Origin of the sequence: Bacillus ectoiniformans (genome assembly GCF_016908875.1) — a bacterium.
GTDB classification, from domain to species: Bacteria; Bacillota; Bacilli; order Bacillales; family Domibacillaceae; genus Bacillus_BX; species Bacillus_BX ectoiniformans.
Window position 1 is genome coordinate 1 of sequence record NZ_JAFBES010000001.1, and the last position, 22,899, is coordinate 22,899.

19 protein-coding genes are annotated in these 22,899 nt (G+C 42.2%); all 19 read right to left on the reverse strand.

The window, feature by feature from the left end; genetic code table 11:
* Positions 1-143: 143 nt before the first annotated feature.
* Complete coding sequence (locus JOC78_RS00005; protein ID WP_204551810.1) at positions 144-1,379, reverse strand: M16 family metallopeptidase; 1,236 nt, start codon at positions 1,377-1,379, stop codon at positions 144-146.
* A gap of 42 nt (positions 1,380-1,421) precedes the next feature.
* Complete coding sequence (locus tag JOC78_RS00010) at positions 1,422-2,396, reverse strand: polysaccharide deacetylase family protein (protein ID WP_204551811.1); 975 nt, start codon at positions 2,394-2,396, stop codon at positions 1,422-1,424.
* Between the two features lie 97 nt (positions 2,397-2,493).
* Complete coding sequence (gene pnp / locus JOC78_RS00015; protein WP_204551813.1) at positions 2,494-4,617, reverse strand: polyribonucleotide nucleotidyltransferase; 2,124 nt, start codon at positions 4,615-4,617, stop codon at positions 2,494-2,496.
* Between the two features lie 232 nt (positions 4,618-4,849).
* Positions 4,850-5,119 (reverse strand): 30S ribosomal protein S15, encoded by a 270-nt coding sequence (gene rpsO / locus JOC78_RS00020; RefSeq protein WP_204551816.1) that lies wholly within the window; start codon positions 5,117-5,119, stop codon positions 4,850-4,852.
* A 141-nt stretch (positions 5,120-5,260) separates the two neighbouring features.
* Positions 5,261-6,217 (reverse strand): bifunctional riboflavin kinase/FAD synthetase, encoded by a 957-nt coding sequence (ribF, locus tag JOC78_RS00025; protein WP_204551818.1) that lies wholly within the window; start codon positions 6,215-6,217, stop codon positions 5,261-5,263.
* A gap of 22 nt (positions 6,218-6,239) precedes the next feature.
* Positions 6,240-7,148 (reverse strand): tRNA pseudouridine(55) synthase TruB, encoded by a 909-nt coding sequence (truB, locus tag JOC78_RS00030; RefSeq protein ID WP_204552883.1) that lies wholly within the window; start codon positions 7,146-7,148, stop codon positions 6,240-6,242.
* A gap of 139 nt (positions 7,149-7,287) precedes the next feature.
* Positions 7,288-7,647, reverse strand: coding sequence for a 30S ribosome-binding factor RbfA (gene rbfA / locus JOC78_RS00035; protein WP_204551820.1), 360 nt, complete (start codon positions 7,645-7,647; stop codon positions 7,288-7,290).
* A gap of 15 nt (positions 7,648-7,662) precedes the next feature.
* On the reverse strand, positions 7,663-7,941 hold the full coding sequence (locus JOC78_RS00040; RefSeq protein ID WP_204551822.1) for a DUF503 domain-containing protein: 279 nt from the start codon (positions 7,939-7,941) through the stop codon (positions 7,663-7,665).
* Entirely contained in the window at positions 7,938-10,076 is a 2,139-nt protein-coding gene (gene infB / locus JOC78_RS00045) for a translation initiation factor IF-2 (RefSeq protein ID WP_204551824.1), read from the reverse strand. The genes JOC78_RS00040 and infB overlap by 4 nt, the downstream gene beginning before the upstream one ends.
* A gap of 4 nt (positions 10,077-10,080) precedes the next feature.
* Positions 10,081-10,398, reverse strand: a complete 318-nt coding sequence (locus JOC78_RS00050) for a YlxQ family RNA-binding protein (protein WP_204552885.1) — start codon at positions 10,396-10,398, stop codon at positions 10,081-10,083.
* Between the two features lie 3 nt (positions 10,399-10,401).
* Positions 10,402-10,677 (reverse strand): RNase P modulator RnpM, encoded by a 276-nt coding sequence (gene rnpM, locus JOC78_RS00055; RefSeq protein WP_204551825.1) that lies wholly within the window; start codon positions 10,675-10,677, stop codon positions 10,402-10,404.
* 13 nt (positions 10,678-10,690) lie between these two features.
* Complete coding sequence (gene nusA, locus JOC78_RS00060; protein ID WP_204551827.1) at positions 10,691-11,821, reverse strand: transcription termination factor NusA; 1,131 nt, start codon at positions 11,819-11,821, stop codon at positions 10,691-10,693.
* 135 nt (positions 11,822-11,956) lie between these two features.
* Positions 11,957-12,427: a ribosome maturation factor RimP gene (gene rimP / locus JOC78_RS00065; protein WP_204551828.1), complete on the reverse strand. Its 471-nt coding sequence runs from the start codon at positions 12,425-12,427 to the stop codon at positions 11,957-11,959.
* A gap of 162 nt (positions 12,428-12,589) precedes the next feature.
* The gene (locus JOC78_RS00070) at positions 12,590-16,909 is read right to left on the reverse strand and encodes a PolC-type DNA polymerase III (RefSeq protein ID WP_204551829.1); all 4,320 of its coding nucleotides are present in this window, start codon (positions 16,907-16,909) and stop codon (positions 12,590-12,592) included.
* Positions 16,910-17,080: 171 nt separating this feature from the next.
* Positions 17,081-18,787: a proline--tRNA ligase gene (locus JOC78_RS00075; RefSeq protein ID WP_204551830.1), complete on the reverse strand. Its 1,707-nt coding sequence runs from the start codon at positions 18,785-18,787 to the stop codon at positions 17,081-17,083.
* Between the two features lie 22 nt (positions 18,788-18,809).
* Positions 18,810-20,069, reverse strand: a complete 1,260-nt coding sequence (rseP, locus tag JOC78_RS00080) for an RIP metalloprotease RseP (protein ID WP_204551831.1) — start codon at positions 20,067-20,069, stop codon at positions 18,810-18,812.
* Between the two features lie 18 nt (positions 20,070-20,087).
* Positions 20,088-21,230 carry a 1-deoxy-D-xylulose-5-phosphate reductoisomerase gene (gene dxr / locus JOC78_RS00085; RefSeq protein WP_204551832.1) on the reverse strand — a complete coding sequence of 381 codons (1,143 nt, stop codon included), beginning with the start codon at positions 21,228-21,230 and terminating at the stop codon, positions 20,088-20,090.
* A 31-nt stretch (positions 21,231-21,261) separates the two neighbouring features.
* Positions 21,262-22,050, reverse strand: coding sequence for a phosphatidate cytidylyltransferase (locus JOC78_RS00090; protein WP_204551834.1), 789 nt, complete (start codon positions 22,048-22,050; stop codon positions 21,262-21,264).
* Positions 22,051-22,087: 37 nt separating this feature from the next.
* Positions 22,088-22,864: an isoprenyl transferase gene (locus tag JOC78_RS00095; protein WP_204551836.1), complete on the reverse strand. Its 777-nt coding sequence runs from the start codon at positions 22,862-22,864 to the stop codon at positions 22,088-22,090.
* Positions 22,865-22,899 lie beyond the last annotated feature (35 nt).

The following is a 22,899-nucleotide window of genomic DNA, read 5'->3' on the forward strand; positions in this document are numbered from 1 at the left end:
ACCAACTTTATCCTACCATGAAGTGAGGATTTTTTTATACCTCGCTTGAAGCTCTTTAGAACCCCCGGCATAGCCAGGGGTTTTCAAAACCATAAAAAAAAAAACCCTTTGCTCATAAACAGCCAAAGGGTCATACTATCTATTTACATCGTAGTCGGCAGCTTGCCATCGGGACTGATTAAAGCAACAGAATAATCTCGCTCAAAGATCCGCTTGCCTAAGTCATTGACCGATTGTAATTCCACCTGATCAATTAGCGTCACAATTTCGTCGAGTGTGCGATGTCTTTTCAGCACAAGCTCATTTTTGCCATTTCGGCTCATTCGGCTGTTGGTGCTCTCAAGACTCAGCATCAGGCTCCCTTTTAATTGTTCTTTACTGTTGTGAAGTTCTTTAGGCGTAAGGCCATCTTTAATTAGCAGATTCAATGTATCCTGCATCGTTTCAAACAGCTGATCAAGCTGATCGGCACCCGTGCCTCCATATAATGTCACAAGGCCGCTGTCTTGGAAGGCTGAATGATAAGAAAAGACCGAGTAAGCTAAACCTTTTTGCTCTCTGACCTCTTGGAACAAGCGAGAAGACATACTGCCTCCCAATACATTGTTTAATACAATTAAATTGTAGGCATCCTTATGTCCGATCGGCAGACCTTGATAGCCTAAACATAAATGAGCTTGTTCCGTTTCTTTCTTTCTCGAGACTTTATCTGAAAACATCTCAGGCTCCGCTTGTCCATGAGAAGAGCTTCCGCCTTCATAGCTGCCAAACAGCTTTTCTGCCTGTTTAATAATTTCATCTGTCACATTTCCAGCGATTGAAATGACGACTCGATCCGGGGTGTACATGTTATGCATATAGCTTTGCAGTTTTTCACGTGTGAATTCTGCAAGCGTCTCTTCTGTTCCTAAAATAGGGTAACCAAGAGAATGGTTTTTATAAGTAGCTTTACTTAATAAATCGTGCACAATATCATCTGGTGTATCTTCATACATCTTGATCTCTTCATAGACTACATTCTTCTCTTTCGTCATCTCTTCTTCAGCAAACTCCGAATGAAAGAACATGTCTGCAAGTGTATCTAGCGCATAGGAAGCATAATTATCAAGGACTTTCGCGTAATAGCATGTATATTCCTTTGATGTAAAAGCATTGACTTGGCCTCCGATACTGTCAAAGCTTTCTGCAATGTCTTTGGCAGACCTTGTTTTCGTGCCTTTAAAAAACATATGCTCAAGAAAATGTGAAATTCCGTTATTGTCGGTCTTCTCATCTCTTGAACCCGTTCCGATCCAAATGCCGATCGCGGCGGATCTGACCGTAGGGAATTTCTCTGTTACTATTCTTACTCCATTGCTGCATGTATATCTGTTAATCAATGTAATCCTCCTATCCAGCTGTCGCAAAAAACCATATCACGCTTACTTATCTTGTGTTATATCGGAGAAAATGCGCGTTTCATTTAGCAACTGTGACACTGTATCTATTTTCAAATCTTTGGATTGAATTTCTTTAATTAATCGATCTAGTGACTTTGACGTCGATTCAGTAGGGTGCATTAATATGATGGCCCCTGGATGCATTTTCGCTGTCACTCGGTTAATCAGTTCATTGGGTGCAGGCTTTTTCCAATCGATCGTATCGACGGTCCATAAAATGGTGTTCATGTTCAATTGGTCAGCCACTTTAACGGTTTCATCTCTATAGCTTCCGCTTGGAGGAGCAAATAGTTCCGGTTTTACACCGGCAGCTGCCTCAAGCACCTCGTTCGTTTTCTCTATTTCTTCACGGATCCTTGAATTGCTTAAAACAGCCATGTCAGGGTGTGAATAGGAATGATTGCCTGCTTCGTGTCCGCTGTCTGTAATCATTTTTACTAGATCGGGATGCTCCTTCGCCCACCGGCCTTCAAAAAAGAACGTAGCATGAACATTGTGCTTTTTCAACACGCTAAGCATATTCGGAAGAAATTCTTCGCCCCAAGCTACATTTATTGCCATACTGACCATCGGCTTGTCTGGATGACCACGGTAAATGGGAGCAGGCGGTAAATCCTTTAGGTGTACCTCAGGCCGTACTTGTTTGTATATTAAATGTTTTTCATCAAATGTTCCATCTTTTTTCATGCTTTTGATTGATTTTTTTATATCAACCTCAAGTCCATTATACCCAGGAATTGCTTTCCAAACGGGATCAATCCTTGCATTCTGAGCGTCGACTTTTCTTTTTTTCGCTTCTGTTTGTACTTTACTCTCCAGAGTTTCTTGATTGCTATGCACCGTCACCGCATCGCTTTTAAGCTGTGAAATATACGTATGAACAGCTGTGGTTTCGACAATCATTAACGATAACACAGCAATAGCTATTATACCACTAATAAGTTTAAACTTCTTCATAGTCTTGTCCTCCTTTCCATAAATTTATGTTTATAGAAAAAGAAGTAGAACATAGGAAAAAGCCAGAGGATCATCCCCTGGCTTTGCCTGCTTAACATTATTTTTGTGCTTGTTCTTCTTGCTGTTCTTTTTGCTCTTTTAAAATGGCTTTACGTGACAGGTTGACACGCCCTTGTTCATCAATGCCGATGACTTTCACTTCTAGTTTATCGCCCATTGATACAACATCTTCGACTTTGCGGACACGCTCTTCCGCAAGCTCAGAAATATGAACAAGTCCATCTTTGCCTTTAAACAATTCAACGAATGTGCCGAATTTTTCAATTCGCTTAACCGTACCAAGATATTTCTGTCCGACTTCTACTTCACGAACGATATCTTCGATGATTTTCTTCGCTTCATTGTTCTTAGACGAATCGATAGAAGAAATAAATATTGTTCCATCTTGCTCAATATCAATTTTAACTCCTGTTTCTTCGATGATTTTATTGATTTGTTTTCCGCTTGGTCCGATTACATCGCGAATCTTATCTGGGTTAATTGACATTGTTAGAATCTTAGGCGCATAAGCAGATAACTCTTCGCGCGGCTCTGAAATAGCTGTCAGCATATGCTCTAAAATATGCATACGTCCGGCTTTAGCCTGCTGCAGAGCTTCCTCTAAAATTTCTCGGCTTAGCCCGTCAATTTTAATATCCATTTGAAGAGCTGTAATTCCTTTAGCCGTTCCAGCTACTTTAAAGTCCATATCTCCTAAATGATCTTCCATACCCTGAATGTCGGAAAGAACCGTGTAGTTTTCTCCAGATTTAACTAAGCCCATAGCAATTCCGGCTACCGGAGCTTTAATTGGTACACCTGCATCCATCATGGCCATCGTGCTTGCACAAATACTTGCTTGTGAAGAAGAACCATTTGATTCAAGCACTTCTGACACTAAGCGAATCGTGTAAGGGAAGTCTTTTTCATTTGGAATAATTGGCTCAAGCGCTCGTTCTCCAAGTGCCCCATGTCCAATTTCACGGCGTCCTGGCGCACGCAACGGGCGCGTTTCACCTACACTAAAGGATGGGAAATTATAATGATGCATAAATCGTTTAGACTCTTCTGTTCCTAATCCATCAAGAATCTGAACATCGCCTAAAGCACCTAATGTACAAATGCTAAGCGCTTGGGTTTGTCCGCGTGTAAACATCCCAGAACCATGCGTACGCGGCAAAATATTTACTATTGAAGAAAGCGGGCGAATCTCGTCAATTTGACGGCCATCAGGACGGACTTTTTCCACTGTAATTAAGCGGCGGACTTCTTCTTTTACAAGCTTGTCTAATACTTGGGCAGCTTGTTTACGTGTTTCATCATCCGCTTCTTCAGCTTCAAATTTCTCCATCACAGATTTTTTAACAGCTTGAATCGCTTCTTCACGTGCATGTTTTTCCTGCACTTGAATCGCTTCGTTCAAATCCTTTTCGCAAAGAGAACGGACTTGCTGTTCAACGTCTGCATTTAAATCATACAGCTCAACTTCTCGCTTTTCTTTTCCGACTGCTTTAACAATCTCTTCTTGGAAAGCGATTAAGCGTTTGATTTCTTCATGACCAAACATGATTGCTTCAAGCATGACTTCTTCAGGAACTTCATTGGCTCCTGCTTCAACCATGTTGATCGCATCTTTCGTACCGGCAACCGTTAAGTGCATATCGCTGGCTTCAAGCTGCTCCACTGTCGGGTTAATAATAAATTCACCGTCTACACGGCCAACAATGACACCAGCAATCGGCCCTTCAAAAGGAATATCCGAGATGCATAGCGATAAAGATGAACCAAACATCGCAGCCATTTCAGACGTGCAATTCTGGTCAACACTCATCACAATGCTGATGACTTGTACTTCATTACGGAATCCATCAGCAAATAGCGGACGAATCGGACGGTCGATTAAACGGCTCGCCAATGTCGCTTTTTCACTTGGACGACCTTCTCTTTTAATAAATCCTCCAGGAATCTTACCCACTGCATATAAACGTTCTTCATAGTTTACAGTTAATGGGAAGAAATCGACTGATTTCGCTTCCTTTGAGGCAGTCGAAGAACTTAATACGACTGTATCTCCATAACGGATCAATGCCGATCCGTTTGCTTGTTTGGCCATCTGGCCGACTTCTACAGTTAACGGACGACCTGCCCATTCTATGGAAAATGTCTGTTTCCCTTGCTCCATAAATGAACCCCTCTCTATATAAATAAAGTGTTATCAAATGATTACAATCCTGTTAATAAGCATAACACTGCTTATAAGACCTGCATAGCTAAAACATTGAAATTACCTATCTTATGTATTCTTAACTTAAGAAAGACAAGATAAACGTCTATTTACACTAAAAGCTTAGAATTATATACCAAATTAATTTTTCCCTAACAAAAAAGCGGGAAGAATCCCGCTTTCTGATAGCTTATCGGCGTAAGCCAAGTTTTTGAATTAGTTCACGGTAGCGCGCAACATCTTTGTTACGTAGGTAAGTCAAAAGGTTACGACGGCGTCCTACCATTTTTAAAAGACCGCGACGTGAGTGGTGATCTTTTTTGTGTGTACGCAAGTGATCATTTAATGTGTTGATTTGCTCTGTAAGTACAGCAATTTGTACTTCCGGAGATCCAGTATCACTTTCGTGAGTTTTGTATTCGCTGATGATTTCGTTTTTGCGTTCTTGAGTTAATGCCATGTTAATTCCTCCTTGTTTTGTCAAAATCCCCTGTTACTGAGCATGCGTTGGAGAATCGCGATGCCAAGCAAAGGTTCAATATCATACGTTATTTACTATACAGGACGCACGAAGAAAATGCAACTATGATCTTTGCTCGATTTATTCAATGTGACCATCTAAATGAAAGTATTTCATCGCAGCCTGTTTGTCTTTTTCAATCTGAGCTTTTAATGAGTCAATTCCATCAAACTTTTGCTCTCCGCGTATATGCAGGTGCCACTCGATGGCTACTTCTTCCCCATAAATGGAATGATTAAAGTCAAACACATGCACTTCTATCGACAGGGAAGGTTCATCAGGGTTTTTGAAGGTAGGCCGGAATCCAATATTGCACACGCCATTATGCCATTTCCCTTTTACAAGCATTTTCACCGCATAAACACCCATTTTAGGAATAAAGTAATCGTCACTAAGCTTTACATTGGCTGTCGGAAAACCAATTTTTCGTCCCCTTTTGTCGCCATGAATAACCGTTCCTTCCACTTTATATGGGCGCCCCAGCAATTCTTTCGCATCTTCCATTTTCCCTTCCTTAAGCAGGGAACGAATTCTTGTTGAACTAATTTTCTCTGAACCGCTTTCATATTTCTCTATCATTGAGGATTGGAATTGCCCTCTTGAATGAAATTGAATCGTCTCCATGGTTCCTTTGCCAAGCTTTCCGTATGTATAATCAAAACCGGCGATCACATGCTTAACATTCAGCTTTATAATGTACTCATCAATAAATTGCTGCGGCTCGAGCGCCGCAAAATCCGAAGTAAAACGAACGATGAATAAATAATCAATCCCAAGTGAAGCAATGACTTTTTTCTTTTCTTCAAGCGGCGTAATATGTTCAATGTGCTTATGTTTTCGGCCAAGCACAACAGAAGGGTGGGGATCAAAAGTCATGACAGCACTTTTTACATTCTCTTTTTTAGCTATTTGAGCTGCCGCTTGAATCACTTGTTGATGCCCCTTATGCACACCGTCAAAAAATCCGAGTGCCATGGCAAGTGCCGGCAGCTTTTCTCTATCTAGTTTGTGAGGATGATGCAGCATAATAATCTCCATAATTTCTCACCTGTCTCCCTCGTCAGTTAGGTATCACCTTTACCGGCTTTACTTTTCCTATTTTTTCAGGATGCTGTTTATACAGGGCCAACAGCTCTTCCCCATGAAAAACCGCGACTTCATCACTTTCGGCCGGCCAATCAGCCGGCTGTTCTATGACAGCACCATTTTTTACTTTCTCTGCTAATGTACCATTTATTACCCATTTCGGCAAATGTGAAATTCCTGATTCAAGCGGCTTCAGAATACTTTCCACTTGATGGCTGTCCGCTAACATTTGCAGTTCATTCAATGTGACGCAATTCTCTTTTTCATATCCGCCAGATGCTGTTCTAGTCAATTTCGACATATGAGCGGGGTAGCCAAGCTTCTCACCAATCGTCACAGCAAGCGTGCGGATATAGGTGCCTTTGCTGCAGGCAACTCGGAATGAGAAACGGATCTCTTCCCCTTCATATACCTCTTCTGGATCTAATAGTTCCAGCTCATAAATATGAACCTTTCTAGATGGCCGATCAATGACCAGTCCTTGACGGGCATACTCATATAAGCGTTTCCCATTGACTTTAACCGCAGAATACATAGGAGGTGTCTGAACAATTTCCCCTGTTAAAGAATCAAGAACAGAAAGAATTTCTTCACGAGAAAATGACTGTTTGACCGGCTTTTGCTCAACCACTTCGCCTGAGGCATCTTCTGTTGTCGTAGAATAGCCGATTGTCACTTCTCCTACATACGTTTTACCGGCGGACATAATATAGTCTGCGAGCTTCGTTGCTCTGCCTAAACAAATAGGAAGAACACCTTCTACGTCAGGATCTAGCGTGCCAGTGTGACCCACCTTTTTCATCTTCAATATTTTTCTTACCTTAAATACACAATCATGAGAGGTCATCCCTTTTTCTTTCCAAAGAGGAAGAATTCCATCCACCATCTTGTTGCCTCCATTCTTACCATCATTTTTTTTTCATTAAAAAAATAAGGACCGAATTCTTTTTAGAAATTTATATAGACATGATTGCACCTCTATATAGCATTCATCAAAAGAAATCCGATCCTTACCGATTTACCTATTCCTGCTCACTTGAACCATGGTCATCAATCTTTTTAAGTAAAGATTCAATTCGATTTCCATAGTCAATTGATGCATCAAACTCAAATAAAAGTTCAGGAGTTTTGCGTAAACGCATTCTCTGTCCAAGCTCTGATCGTATAAACCCTTTTGCTTTTGCTAAGGCTTTTAACGTTTCTTCGCGCTTCTTTTCATCTCCAAGAACAGTAATAAATACAGTTGCTTGCTGAAGATCGCCAGTCACTTCAACATCAGTGACAGTGATAAACCCAATGCGAGGGTCTTTCACTTTGCGGTTTAAAATATCAGTAAGCTCTTTTTTCATTTGTTCGCCTACTCGATTTGAGCGAAGACTCATCTATATTTCACCTCTTTATAGCCATTCATAGGAAGTGGTCAGCCGCTCCCATTCAGGAAAAGAATCGAGAAAGCGGAGAGCATTTTCAATCTCTCGCTCTGTCGCTTTTCTAGAAGAGGCGACTGTGACAATAGCTATTTTTGTACGCTGCCAAACGTCTTGATGATCAACTTCCGTGACAGAAACATTTAATTTTTGCTTCAGCCTTGTCATAATCCGCTGAAGCACGGCGCGTTTCTCTTTTAAAGAATGCGCATCATGTATTAAATACTCCGTTTCGGCGTAACCAATCATTTTCGCTCGATTTCTTCTTCAATGAAGGCTTCAATAATGTCGCCTTCTTTTACATCATTATAATTTTTAATGGTAATTCCGCACTCATAACCTTGGCTGACTTCTTTCGCGTCATCTTTAAACCTTCTAAGTGCATCCACTTCACCTTCAAAAATAACGATGCCATCACGGATTAAACGCACGCCGCTGTCACGTGTAATTTTACCGTCTGTTACATAAGAACCAGCAATCGTTCCAACCTTGGATACTTTAAAGGTTTGACGAACTTCCGCTTGACCAATGATTTTCTCTTGGAATTCTGGATCAAGCATCCCTTTCATCGCTGACTCAATTTCTTCAATTACTTTATAAATAATGCGGTGAAGACGTACATCTACACCTTCAGCATCAGCCGCGCGTTTCGCATTCACGTCCGGACGAACGTTAAATCCGATAACGATTGCATTTGAAGCAGAAGCTAAGATGATATCAGATTCAGTTAAGGCACCTACACCTGTATGAATGATTTTCACATTAACGCCTTCTACTTCTAGCTTATTCAAGGCTGCTGCAACAGCTTCAAGAGAACCTTGTACATCCGCTTTTAGGACGATATTCAAGTCTTTCATTTCACCTTGCTTCATGTGCTCAAATAAGTTATCAAGGCTGACACGGGATTTTTCACTGCGCTGCGCTTGAAGCGCTTCTTGCGCACGTGCTTCACCGATGCTGCGCGCTGTTTTCTCATCTTCAAATACAACGAAACGGTCTCCTGCTAAAGGAACATCATTTAAACCAGTGATTTCTACTGGAGTAGAAGGTCCAACTGATTTCACACGGCGTCCTAGATCATTGACCATTGCTCTCACACGGCCAAACGTGTTACCGACAACAATTGGGTCTCCGACGTTAAGCGTACCGTTTTGAACAAGCAATGTTGCAACAGATCCGCGGCCTTTATCCAGTTCAGCTTCAATAACTGTACCCATAGCTTTGCGATCAGGGTTTGCTTTTAGTTCTTCCACTTCAGCTACTAACAAGATCATCTCAAGAAGGTTTTCAATTCCTTCACCAGTTAAAGCGGAAAGCGGTACGAAAATCGTCTCGCCGCCCCAAGCTTCAGGCACTAAAGCATGTTCAGTTAACTCTTGCATGACGCGATCAGGATTAGCTGACGGTTTATCCATTTTATTTACTGCTACGATAATCGGCACCTCTGCCGCTTTCGCATGGTTAATTGCTTCAACCGTTTGAGGCATAACACCGTCATCGGCAGCAACAACTAGGATGGTAATATCCGTAATTTTTGCTCCGCGTGCACGCATCGTTGTAAACGCGGCATGTCCTGGGGTATCAAGGAATGTAATCTTTTTATCATTCTCTTCAATTTGGTAGGCACCGATATGCTGTGTGATGCCGCCTGCTTCTCCTGCTGTTACTTTTGTATTCCGGATCGAATCAAGCAAGGTTGTTTTACCATGGTCAACGTGCCCCATGATTGTTACAACTGCCGGACGCTCAACTAATTTGCCTTCGTCCTCTTCTTCTTCGAAATACACTTCTAAATCTGCTTTATCGATTAAGATTTCTTCTTCTACTTCTACGCCATATTCGCCAGCGATTAACTCGATGGCATCCTTGTCAAGCTCTTGGTTGATCGTTGCCATAACGCCGACCATAAATAGCTTTTTAATGATCTCAGAAGGTTCACGGTTTAATTTTTTCCCAAGCTCTGTAACCGTTAATGACCCAGAGAACGTAATTTTTTCCGGAAGTTCTTTAACCTTAGGGGGCGTCTGAACAACTGGCGGCTTGTTTCCTTTTTGCTTGTTGCCTTGCTGTTTGCCGCGGCCCTGATTTCTATTATTCCCTTTTGCTTGATTAAATCCTTTTTGAGAGGAATTTTTCTTTCCAGGTGCCGGTTTTGAACCCGGCTTTGCAGAAGATTGGGCTTTATTGCCTGCACTTGCTGCTGGTTTGTTTGATTGATTAGATTGGTTATTATTAAATGTTTTATCCAATTTTTGTATAGCCTCCTCGTCAATAACAGTCATATGGTTAGAGACTTCTACATTAAACTCTTTAAGTTTTTCAATGACCACTTTGCTTGACACGTTTTTTTCTTTCGCATACTCATAAATTCTTTGTTTACTCATAGATTCACCCCCGCTTAGTCTCATCGAGGAGGGCGGAAAGCTTATTAGCAAATCCTTCATCTAAAATAGCTACGACTACCCTTGCCTCTTTACCGATCGCTTGACCGAGAACATACCGGTCTTCAACCATCTTAACCGGTACTTTATAGAAGCTGGCTTTATCGTGGATTTTTTTCATCGTATTGGATGAGGCATCCTCTGAAAGCAGAACCAGCCTTGCTCGGCCCTTTTGAATCTCTTTTACCGTCAGTTCTTCTCCCGAGATGATCTTTCTAGCGCGAGTGGCTAAACCAAGAAAGTTTGCCCATTGAGGAGGTTTCATCAATTATGCATTCTCCTTTTCTACAAGGGCAAGCAGTTCGTTATAAATTGGGTCAGGAATCTCGGCATTCAGCTGTCTGGCTAAAATCCCTTTTTTCTTAGCCAATTCGACCGCTTCTTTGCTTTTGGTTAAGTACGCTCCGCGGCCGGATTTCTTTCCGGTTGTGTCTACTGATACTTCCCCATCTTTAGAGCGAACGATCCTCACCATTTCTTTTTTGGCTTTCATCTCGCCTGTTGCGACACATTTTCTTAAAGGAACTTTCTTAGGGTTGGCCATCCTTCTTCACCTCTTAATCGATTTCTTCGGATGAATAGTCGTAGACATCTTCGTCATTATCTAAATCAAGAATGGTTTCAGGATTGCCTTCCCGCGGGAAAATGCCAGCTTCACGGGCATCTGTTTCACTTTTAATATCGATTTTCCAGCCTGTTAATTTAGCTGCTAATCGTGCATTCTGTCCGCGCTTCCCAATAGCAAGTGACAGCTGATAATCCGGTACGACTACTGTAGTAGCTTTCCCTTCTTCATTCACCTGCACGTCAAGCACCTTAGAAGGACTTAGGGCATTAGCAACGAAAACGACTGGGTCTTCTGACCATTTAACGATATCGATTTTCTCGCCCTTTAATTCATTGACGATCGCTTGAACCCGATTGCCTTTAGGTCCGACACATGCTCCAACTGGATCAATCTCAGGATTTTCTGCGTAGACAGAAATTTTCGAACGATCGCCCGCTTCACGTGAGACAGAACGAATTTCTACCGTGCCGTCAAAAATCTCAGGGACTTCAATTTCAAATAAACGCTTAAGAAGACCAGGGTGTGTTCTGGAAACGAAAATTTGAGGTCCTTTCGTCGTTCTTTCCACTTTCGTGATAAACACCTTAATACGATCATGAGGTTTGTAGCTCTCATTCGGCATTTGTTCAGTCAGCGGAAGCAATGCTTCAATCTTACCGAGGCTTACATAGATAAAGCGAGAGTCCTGACGCTGAACAATACCCGTCATGATGTCTTCTTCCCGGTCAATGAACTCAGAGTAAATAATGCCTCTTTCCGCTTCGCGCACACGCTGTGTCACAACTTGTTTAGCCGTTTGTGCAGCAATCCGGCCGAAATCTTTTGGCGTTACTTCCATCTCTACTACATCGCCTACTTCATATGATGGGTTGATCCCGCGAGCATCAGCTTCAGATATTTCAAGTCTTGAATCAAAAACCTCATCAACGACTTCTTTACGCGCGAATACTCTCATCGTACCCGTTTGAAGGTTCAAATCAACCCGTACATTTTGAGCTTGATTAAAATTGCGTTTATACGCTGAAACTAGTGCAGCTTCAATCGCTTCAATAATCAAGTTCCTTTCAATCCCTTTTTCTTTTTCCAAGAACAAAAGAGCATCATATAATTCAGTGCTCATCGAATGTTCAGCCCCCTTAAATTAAGTAAAACAGCTTCATGCCAAACAGCTGCGCCTGTTGCCAAACGCATCCATGAATTGGATGAAGCTTAAAATGGCCAGAAATCTAAAGCCTAACCATCTGCTGTGTCATTATTAGGAAAAAGCAATGGCTAAACGAGCTTTTGCCACTTTGTCCATTGGAATAACGACTTGCTTCTTTCTTGTCTTCACCATATATTCAATGGCGAGTTCTTCATTATTAAATGATAGAAGCGTACCTTCAAACGTTTTTTCGCCATCAAGCGGTTCATATGTTTTCACATTCACACGCTTCCCTACGGCACGTTCGAAATCTGCGGTTTTCTTAAGCGGACGCTCCGCTCCTGGTGACGATACTTCTAAAAAATAATTGTATGGAATCGGATCAGTTTCATCTAATTTTTCACTTAACCTTTCGCTCACCATACCGCAATCTTCAATATCGACACCTGTTTCTTTATCGACATAAACACGTAAAAACCAGTTCTTGCCTTCTTTTACATATTCAATGTCGACCAATTCCAAATGCAGGTCATTTGTAATTGGCAGTACCAATTTTTCAACTGTTTCAACTACTTTACTCATATATACCTCCTGGTTGACTATGCTTCCTGACCAAGAATGAAACCCTGTAACAAACACGAAAGAGTGGGGGTGGCCCACTCTTTCGCTGAGAGTTATCAACTAGTATTTCCAATAAAAATATACCACAACCCACCAGTTTATGCAACTTTGCAGGGTGTTTGCTTAAAAGAGTGACAGCTGGTTTTGCTCAGGCAATGAACCAAGGCAGCCATGATTATCTAAATACTCCAATATCGTTTTGGATATTTTACCTCGTTGCTGCAAATCTTCCTTCGAGAGGAATTCTCCTTCTTCTCTGGCTCTTACAATATTAAATGCAGCGTTCGTGCCGAGTCCTGGAATGGCGTTGAAAGGAGGAATCAATGAGTCTCCATCGATAATAAATTGATCGGCGCTTGAGCGGTACAGGTCAACCTTTTGGAATTTAAACCCTCGCTCACACATTTCCAATGTTAATTCAAGCACCGTCAGCAAGCTTTTTTCTTTTGGAGCTGCTTCTAACCCTTTGGCATTAATATCGTCAATAATGGCTTTAATGGCCGCAGACCCTTTCGCCATTGCATCGACATCAAAGTCTTCCGCTCTGACCGTAAAGTACGCTGCATAATATAAAAGCGGCATATGGACTTTGAAGTAAGCGATGCGAACGGCCATTAAAACATACGCTGCCGCATGCGCCTTCGGGAACATGTATTTGATTTTTTTGCATGAATCAATATACCACTCCGGCACTTCATTTTTGCGCATTTCTGCTTCCATTTCCTCAGTCAAGCCTTTACCTTTACGAACAGACTCCATAATTTTAAACGCGAAAGCGGGATCCAGACCTTGATAAATTAAATAGACCATAATGTCATCACGGCACCCGATTACATCGCTCAATTCGCAGATGCCATTATGAATCAGCTCCTGCGCATTTCCAAGCCAGACGTCTGTTCCATGAGATAAACCTGAGATTTGAACCAATTCGGAAAATGTCGTCGGCTTTGTATCTTCAAGCATTTGCCGCACAAAGCGCGTGCCGAATTCAGGAATTCCGAGCGTGCCTGTTTTGCACATAATTTGCTCTTGAGTCACTCCTAGAGATTCTGTTCCGCTGAAGATCTTCATCACTTCAGGGTCATCGGTCGGAATTGTCTTCGGATCAATGCCGCTTAAATCTTGAAGCATCCGAATCACTGTCGGATCATCGTGCCCCAGGATATCTAATTTTAGCAAGTTGTCATGAATGGAATGGAAGTCAAAATGCGTCGTTCTCCATTCTGATTTATCACTGTCTGCTGGGTATTGAATCGGTGAAAAATCAAAGATATCCATATAATCCGGCACAACGATAATTCCGCCTGGATGCTGACCGGTTGTCCGCTTAACACCCGTACAGCCTTTAGCTAGCCTGTCGACTTCCGCTCCCCGCAATTGGAGATTGTTATCTGCTGCATAGCCTTTTACATATCCAAAAGCAGTTTTATCTGCTACGGTACCGATCGTCCCTGCTCTATATACATTGTCTTCTCCAAACAATACCTTCGTATAGTTATGGGCTTTAGGCTGATATTCACCTGAGAAGTTCAGATCGATATCGGGTACCTTGTCCCCTTTAAAACCTAAAAATGTTTCAAACGGAATATCGTGACCGTCTTTCGTATATTTAATATCACAGCTCGGACAATTTTTATCGGGAAGGTCAAACCCTGAACCAACCGATCCGTCATCAAAGAACTCCGACTTTTTGCAGACTGGGCAGACATAATGCGGTGGAAGAGGATTTACCTCAGTGATCTCGGTCATCGTTGCTACGAATGAAGATCCAACTGACCCACGCGATCCAACCAAGTATCCATCATCGAGTGATTTTTTCACGAGCTTATGAGAGATTAAATAAATAACGGCAAACCCGTGACCGATGATACTTTTTAGCTCTTTTTCCAGTCGTGCCTCAACTATTTCCGGAAGATCCTCTCCGTAAATGCTGCGAGCCATCGCATAGCTCATTTCACGAACTTCATCATCTGCCCCTTCAATTTTCGGCGTATAAAGATCGTCCTTGATCGGTTTAATGTCATCAATCATATCCGCAATTTTATTCGTATTTTCAACAACGATCTCTTGCGCTTTCTCCTTGCCTAAAAAGCTGAAAGAATCCAGCATTTCGTCCGTTGTTCTAAAATGAACATCCGGCAATTCGTGACGATTAAGGGGATTGGCCCCCCCTTGGGAATTCACTAAAATCTTTCTGTGAATCTTATCCGTTGGGTTTAAATAATGAACATTTCCTGTAGCCGCTACAGGCATGCTCACCGTATCCCCTAACGTGACAATCTTTTGCAGAATATCCTCAAGTGCCTGTTCATCGTGCACGAGATCAAGCTCGATTAAGTGAGCGTACACTTCTTTTGGATGCACTTCCAAATAGTCATAAAACTTGGCCGCTTCAATCGCTTCTTCCATCCCTTTTTGCATCATTCTCTCAAATACTTCGCCTTTGTCACAGCCTGAACCGATGATAAGCCCTTCACGGTGCTTTTGCAAAACTGAACGTGGAATTCGCGGCACTCTAAAGAAATAGTCCAAATGAGAAATAGACACTAACTTAAACAGATTTTTCAATCCAATATCATTTTTAGCGAGTATCGTACAGTGATAAGGCCTTGCTCGTTTATATGCATTTCCTTCACCCATGTGGTTATTAAACTCATCATGATACATAATGCCTTTTTCATACGAATCTTTCAGCATTTTTAATAATAAGTAGCCCGTTGCTTCCGCATCGTAAATCGCTCGGTGATGCTGAGTTAAATCAATATCAAACTTTTTAGCCAGCGTATTTAAGCGATGGTTCTTCATTTCAGGAAATAGAAATCGCCCCAATTCCAATGTATCAATCACGGGATTTTCGGCTTTATCCATTCCATAGCGCTGATAACCGGCATTTAGAAATCCCATATCAAAGGAAGCGTTATGTGCCACTAAAATCGAGTCTTGTGTCCACTCCTTAAAGTTACGCAAAACTTCTTCCACTTCTGGCGCTGTTTGCACCATTTCATCTGTTATTCCTGTTAAGTTAATAGTTGTCGATGACAGCGGATGATGGGGGTTAGCAAATGATTCAAAACGGTCAACAATTTCGCCGCCTTTAATTTTGACGCCGGCTAATTCAATGATCGTATCATACACAGCGGAAAGACCCGTCGTTTCAACATCAAATACAACGAACGTGTCGTCTTCAAGTTTACGATGAGCGTCATTGTAGGCAATCGGCACGCCGTCATCTACTAAATTCGCTTCTACTCCATATAAAATTTTTACCCCGTTTTTCTGACCGGCACTGTACGCCTCTGGAAACGACTGAGCAACCGCATGATCGGTAATTGCTATTGCTTTATGTCCCCATTTTTTTGCTTGAGCGACCAAGCTTGAGACAGGAGAAACAGCATCCATTTGGCTCATTGGAGAGTGCATATGCAATTCCACTCTTTTTTGACCTTCTGGCGCCTGATCTTCTCTAGTAATCGGCTTTATTTCATTAACATCGTTGGCAATCATAACGAGATCGCGGACGAACGTATCATTTTGTACGGTTCCGCGGGCTCTAACCCACATGCCTTTTTTCATTCTGCCATAAAGGGCTGCGTCTTCTTTATCCCTAGAAAACATCTTCACCATCATTGAATCGGTGTAATCTGTGATTTTGAACGTTAGAAGTGTCCGGCCGCTCCGAAGTTCTTTCGTCTCAGCGTCAAACACATATCCTTCTATCGCGATACGGCGTTCTTCATCCTGGATTTCTTCAAGCTTCTTAAAGTCTGCATCCTCTTTGATTCTTAAGCCGATTGTAAGCGGTCCTTCAGGGATCTCAGCATCCCCTTCTTCTTCACGCTTTTGCATTTCTACGACAGCTTGCATCGCACGTTCGGCATCTTCTTTTTGTTTCGCTTCTAAAAACTGCTGAAACTCATCATCTTTTTTGTCTGCTTCGGCAATTTCAATATCAAACATGACAGGCGGAAATCCATAATTCTGATACGTGCTGCACAGCCATTCGCCATACTTGTTCTTTAATGTCATCCCTTCTGCTTCATTGCTTACTTTCACTATTAATTTATTCCCTTTAACCTCGGGGTGCTGATTATTTAACAGCGACAGCATCGGAGGAGAAATCCCTTCAAGCTGCTGAACACAATAGGACCAATAATCTTTAATTTGGTCTTCTTGCAAGTTTGCATTTTTTACTTGTATGGTAAAAGTCACACGAGCTATTTCTTGAAACGACATCTGCAAAGCCCGGGTAAATTTAGTTAATAGATCACAAGGTATAATATGTTCGGTTATGAAAGCAAAGTGCCATTTCTTCGCTTGCCGTTCTACGGTCAATTTAGCGATTTCGGCACCTTCAAAATGTTTCATGTATACATCATCAGTCAGCTTCAGCTGCTGTAATAAAAGCTGAAACCTCTGCCGTTTTCCTTGGGATTCTTCGCTCATTATTCTTCCTCCCAACTATTTTCTGTTTTAATCATAAAGAAAGAAGCGTCAGATTTCAACGAGTGAACCTGATTCAACTGACTAGCAATTACTGCTAGAAGCTGTGATTCTATTAAAAACAACTATTGATTGGCTACATAAAAAGGCACCTGAAACCAGGCACCTTATTAATTATAGAGTATTAAATATCTCTTGAATTTTTGCAGGAAGATCGTTGACTTGGACCTCTAGCACTTCACCGCTATGACGGACTTTCAGTTCAACAATTCCCTCAGAAGCTTTTTTACCAACAGTAATGCGAATTGGCAAACCAATTAAATCACTGTCCGCAAATTTGACGCCTGGCCGCTCGGCACGATCGTCGAATAAGACATCGTAACGGAGTTCACGGAGCTCGCCATAAATTTGTTCAGCCAATTCCCGCTGCGCATCATCCTTCATATTGATTGGAATGAGATGAACATCATAAGGAGTTAATGCTTTCGGCCAAAGCAAACCTTTTTCGTCGTTGAATTGCTCAGCTACGGCTGCAAGAGTACGAGACACTCCAATTCCGTAACAGCCCATAATCATGGACTGAGAACGACCGTTTTCATCTAAATACGCTGCATTCATTGCCTCACTATAGCGCTTGCCTAATTTAAAGACATGCCCAACTTCAATGCCTTTAGCGAATTTAATGACTCCTTGTCCATCCGGTGAAAGATCTCCTTCTTGAATAAAGCGCAAGTCTGTATATTCAACATTATCACTGTCTCTGTCCGGATTCACATTCGTATAATGATAGTCTGTTTCATTCGCACCGCAAACACCATTCACTACATATTGAACCGCATGATCCGCAATGATTTTTACTTCATTGCTTACAGCTATAGGGCCTAGCGAGCCTGTTGCTGCTCCTAGAATAGATTCCGTTTCAGCAGGAGATGCCAGCTCTACTTGATCTTTAGCCAAAAAGTTTTTCAGTTTTATATCATTTACTTCATGATCGCCGCGCACAAGAACCAGTACATATTCTTCATCTGCTTTAAACAGCAGGGACTTGATGCACTTACTCTCAGCTACATTTAAAAATGCAGCTACTTCTTCGATCGTCTTCGCATTCGGAGTCTCGACTTTTTCGAGCGTCAGAAGTTCTTCATTGCTTTTTTCCACATTAGTAATGACCGGAGCCATTTCAATGTTGGCTGCATAATCAGATGTGTCTGAGTAAGCAATAGTATCTTCACCAATTTCAGAAAGCACCATAAATTCGTGAGTATCTTTACCGCCCATTGCACCTGAATCAGCAATAACTGCTCTGAAATTCAAGCCGCAGCGGCGAAATACATTGGAATACGCAGTGAATAGTCTGTCATATACCTCATCCAGACTTTCTTGTGAAGAGTGGAAAGAATACGCATCTTTCATAATAAACTCTCGGCCTCTAAGCAATCCAAATCGAGGACGCTTTTCATCTCTGAATTTCGTTTGGATTTGATAAAGTGTCAGCGGCAGCCGCTTATAAGATTTAACCTCATCACGCACTAAGCTTGTGATGACTTCTTCATGAGTGGCTCCAAGTGCAAATTCGCGGTCATGACGGTCTTTTAAACGCATGAGTTCAGGACCATATGTGTTCCAGCGGCCTGATTCCTGCCATAGCTCCGCTTGCTGCATTGCAGGCATTAGAAGTTCGACTGCACCGGCAGCGTCCATTTCTTCCCGTACGATTTCCTCCACTTTGCGAAGCACTTTTTTTCCAAGCGGCAAAAAGCTGTAAATCCCGCTGGCATTTTGCCGGATATATCCCGCTCGCAGCAGCAGCTGATGGCTTTTCACATCAGCGTCTGCTGGAATTTCTTTTAAAGTAGGAATTAACGTTTGGCTTTGTTTCATTATTATCGCACCTCAAACCATATTATTGTAAAAAGAAACGCTGGATGTCGTTCCATGTCACGACGATCATTAATAACATTAATAAAGCAAATCCCACAAAGTGGACCATTCCTTCTTTGCGGCGGTCAATTGGTTTCCCTCTGACTGCTTCCACAAGGAAAAACATCAGCCGACCACCGTCAAGAGCCGGGATTGGCAAAAGGTTCATAATTCCTAAATTGATGCTTAAGACGCCTGCCCATTTCGCTAAATACAGTATACCGGATTTAGCAACAGTATCCGTTGATACATAGATCCCTACAGGCCCTGAAAGCATATCAATGGAAAATTGGCCAGTAACTAATTGTCCTAGCAAACGGACGATTTCAATTGTCCAAAAGTAGGTTTCCTTCGCTCCATATGAGACTGATCCAAAGAAGGTTTTCTCTACGGGACTGTGCACCCCGATCATGCCGATTTTTTCGCCTTCAATCTCACGTACTTCTGGCACAACAGGAACGTCTAGCGTTTTAGAATCTCGTTCAATGGTAAAATCAAGTTCTTCATTTGGATTTTTTTGAATAACCTGCACAATATCTTCCCAGCTCGATACGCCTTCACCATTGATGCTTACCACTTGGTCCCCTTGCAATAAGCCTGCTTTTTTCGCTGCACCATCTTCGGTCAGCTTGCCAAGTTCAGGTTCATTTGTCGGCACACCTTGTACAATCGCAATCACGATAAAAACAACGAAAGCTAAAATAAAGTTAAACAGCGGCCCTGCGAAAATGGCCAAAAACCGCTCCCACAATGTTTTGGAGGCAAATTGCCGGTCCCAAGGAGAGATTTGGCTTTCAATTCCATCTTCTACGATAAGTGCTTCTCTATGGATCGGAAACACTTGAAGTTCTTCTTCTCCATCTTCATACCCACGAATCTCTAGCTGATGCTCAAGGTCCGCTTGCTCCACTTCTATGACACGAGCGTCAGGGTATTGGTCTCTGCCATTTAAAATGATCTTGGTGATTTCTTGCTGTTCATTAAAGATGACTCCGATCCGGTGGCCCGCTTTTAAGTCCACCATTTCTGGATCTTCACCGGCCATGCGAACATAACCGCCTAACGGAAGCAGCCTCAATGTGTAAACAGTCTCACCTTTTTTGTGAGCAAAAACCTTAGGACCAAATCCGATAGCAAACTCTCTGCAAAGAATGCCTGCTCTTTTAGCAAAAATAAAATGACCTAGTTCATGAAAAAAAACAAGGGCACCAAATATAACGATAAACGCTATAACAGTACTCAAACTTATAACCACCTTTTTTTATAAAAGTGAATGGACGAACTGTCTCGTCTGTACATCTGTCCACTGAATCGTTTCTAAATCAGGATTGGCAATAACAGAATGGTGTTCAAGAGATCGTTCTACCAGTTCATCAATCTGCAAAAATGTTGCTCTCCCCTGCAAAAATGCTGCAACTGCTGCTTCGTTAGCAGCATTTAAAACAGTAGGAGCCGTACCGCCAAGCTTTCCTGCTTCATAGGCAAAAGCTAGCATCCTATATCGATTCATGTCCATTTCTTCAAAATGCAGCTTCCCTATTTCAGCCAAATTCAGACGCTGACTTTCTTTAAGCGGAAGCCGATCGGGGTAGGTGAGCGCATATTGAATCGGCACTCTCATATCCGGGCTTCCAAGCTGCGCCATTACAGAACTGTCATGAAATTCGACCATTGAATGAATAATACTTTCTCGATGCAAAATAACATCTATTTTATCATAAGGAAGCCCAAACAGCCAGTGAGCTTCAATAACTTCAAGTCCCTTATTCATCATTGTGGCAGAATCGATGGTGATCTTAGCACCCATGGACCAATTCGGGTGATTTAATGCTTCCTCAACCGTCACTCCTTTAAGGTCTTCACGGCTGCGATCTCGAAAACTTCCGCCTGAAGCTGTAATGACCAGCCTGTCAATATTCTTTTCTTGCTCTCCTTGCAGACATTGAAAGATTGCAGAGTGCTCACTGTCCACCGGTAAGAGCGAAACGTTGTTTTTCCGTGCCGCTTCCATCACTAAGTGGCCGGCTGTGACAAGTGTTTCTTTGTTGGCGATGGCAATGGTCTTTTTCGCTTCAATCGCCTGCATGGTTGGATACAAACCTACGCTGCCAAGAACAGCATTGACTACTATATCTGAAGAAGGATATACAGCTATTTCCACGAGCCCTTCTTCCCCATGCATCACTGTTACACCTGGAAATTCCTCTTTCAACTTTTTGGCATCATCTGCCTGCTGAACTGAAACGGCCTCGGGTTTAAACTGCTGAATAATCTTTCTTGTTTCATCTATATTCCTGCCGGATGAGCATGCCACTAATTGAAACTCTTCCGGATGCTGACGTATCACATCTAGCGTCTGCAGGCCAATAGAACCTGTAGCGCCTAACAAACTGATCTTTTTCAAACGGTTCATCTCCTCGTACTCATACTGCAGCTTATATCACTTGAAGGACATGCAAAAGCGGAAACACAAACAGCCAGCTGTCTACTCGGTCAAGCACACCGCCATGGCCGGGTAAAATGGTTCCGGAATCTTTCACATGGTAATGCCGTTTTAATGCAGATTCGACAAGATCGCCTAGCTGTCCAAAAATAGAAAGTACAGCTGTTGCAATTAACAAGAGCGGCAACACTGTCTGCATGTCAGTTGTTAAGCTGAATATAACGGCTACAGCTAATGCGGAGGCAATGCCGCCGACAAAGCCTTCCACTGTCTTTTTAGGGCTGATCTCCGGCCATAGCTTGCGCTTTCCATACGCTCGGCCAACAAAGTAAGCCCCTGAATCAGTAGCCCATGTAATAAACAGAGCAAAGAAGACAAATACGGCTCCTGCTTCTCTAGTTTCTAAGAAGTAATAGAACCCGAATCCTACATACAAGGCCGTTAACACGCAAAATGCCGCATCATCGAAATTAAAGCGGTTTTTCGTTAAAACTGTATAAATCAGCAAAAGCAAGACAATCAATAGTGCCAGCTGCAGTTTATTATATCCTGCATGCTCAATTGCCACAGTCATTCGTTCAGGTACTAACAACACCCATAACAAGGCTACGGATAACATGCCCGGCAAGGAAGCAATCGCTGTTTTTTTCATTTTCAGCGCCTCTTGCAGAGCAACTGTCGCCATTAAGTATGTCATGATTAAGAATGGCCATCCTCCGTAAAGTACAATTGGCAGAAATGCTGCTGCTGCAACTACTGCAGTTATAATGCGTTGTTTCATTATTTTAAGCTCCTAACCTTTGTCCATTTTAACAAAATTAAGTTAACCCACCAAATCGGCGAGACCTCTTTTGGTAAACGTCAATCGCCTCTAACAAATGACCTTCATCAAAATCAGGCCATAATACGTCCGTAAACCAAAACTCCGTGTAAGCAAGCTGCCATAGCATAAAATTGCTCAACCGAATTTCTCCGCTAGTCCGGATTAACAAATCAGGATCCTTAAGATGCTTGGTCATTAGATAGGCTGATAACAATTCTTCATTCAAATCGTCTTGTTTTATTATACCATCTTTTTCATCTCGGATTATAGCTTTAATTGCCTCTAGGATTTCCGAGCGGCTCCCATAGTTTAAAGCGAAGTTTAGCACTAAGCCATCATTTTCTTTCGTCGCTTCCATCGCTTTTTCCACAGCCGACAATGTGTGTGCCGGAATTTGATCCCTGTCACCCATCATCTCGACTCTGACGTTTTCTTCTATTAATTCAGGTAAAAATGTTCCTAAAAATTCTTCCGGAAGCTTCATTAAAAAATCAACTTCCAGCTTAGGTCGTTTCCAATTTTCAGTAGAAAACGCATAAAGCGTTAGTGCCTTAACCCCTAATTTATTGGCGAGCCTCGTAATTTTCCGTACAGTTTTCATGCCTTCGTGATGGCCTGCAATTCTAGGCATTGCACGCTTACGGGCCCAGCGCCCATTGCCGTCCATAATAATAGCAATATGCTCAGGGATGGCTTCCTTCTTCACTTCTTCCATTTTATTCTCTGTATTATGGCCTTCTTTGGTCTTCCATAATCTTTTTTTGTTAATCATAAACGGTCCTCCACTATGTATCATCCCGAAATTAA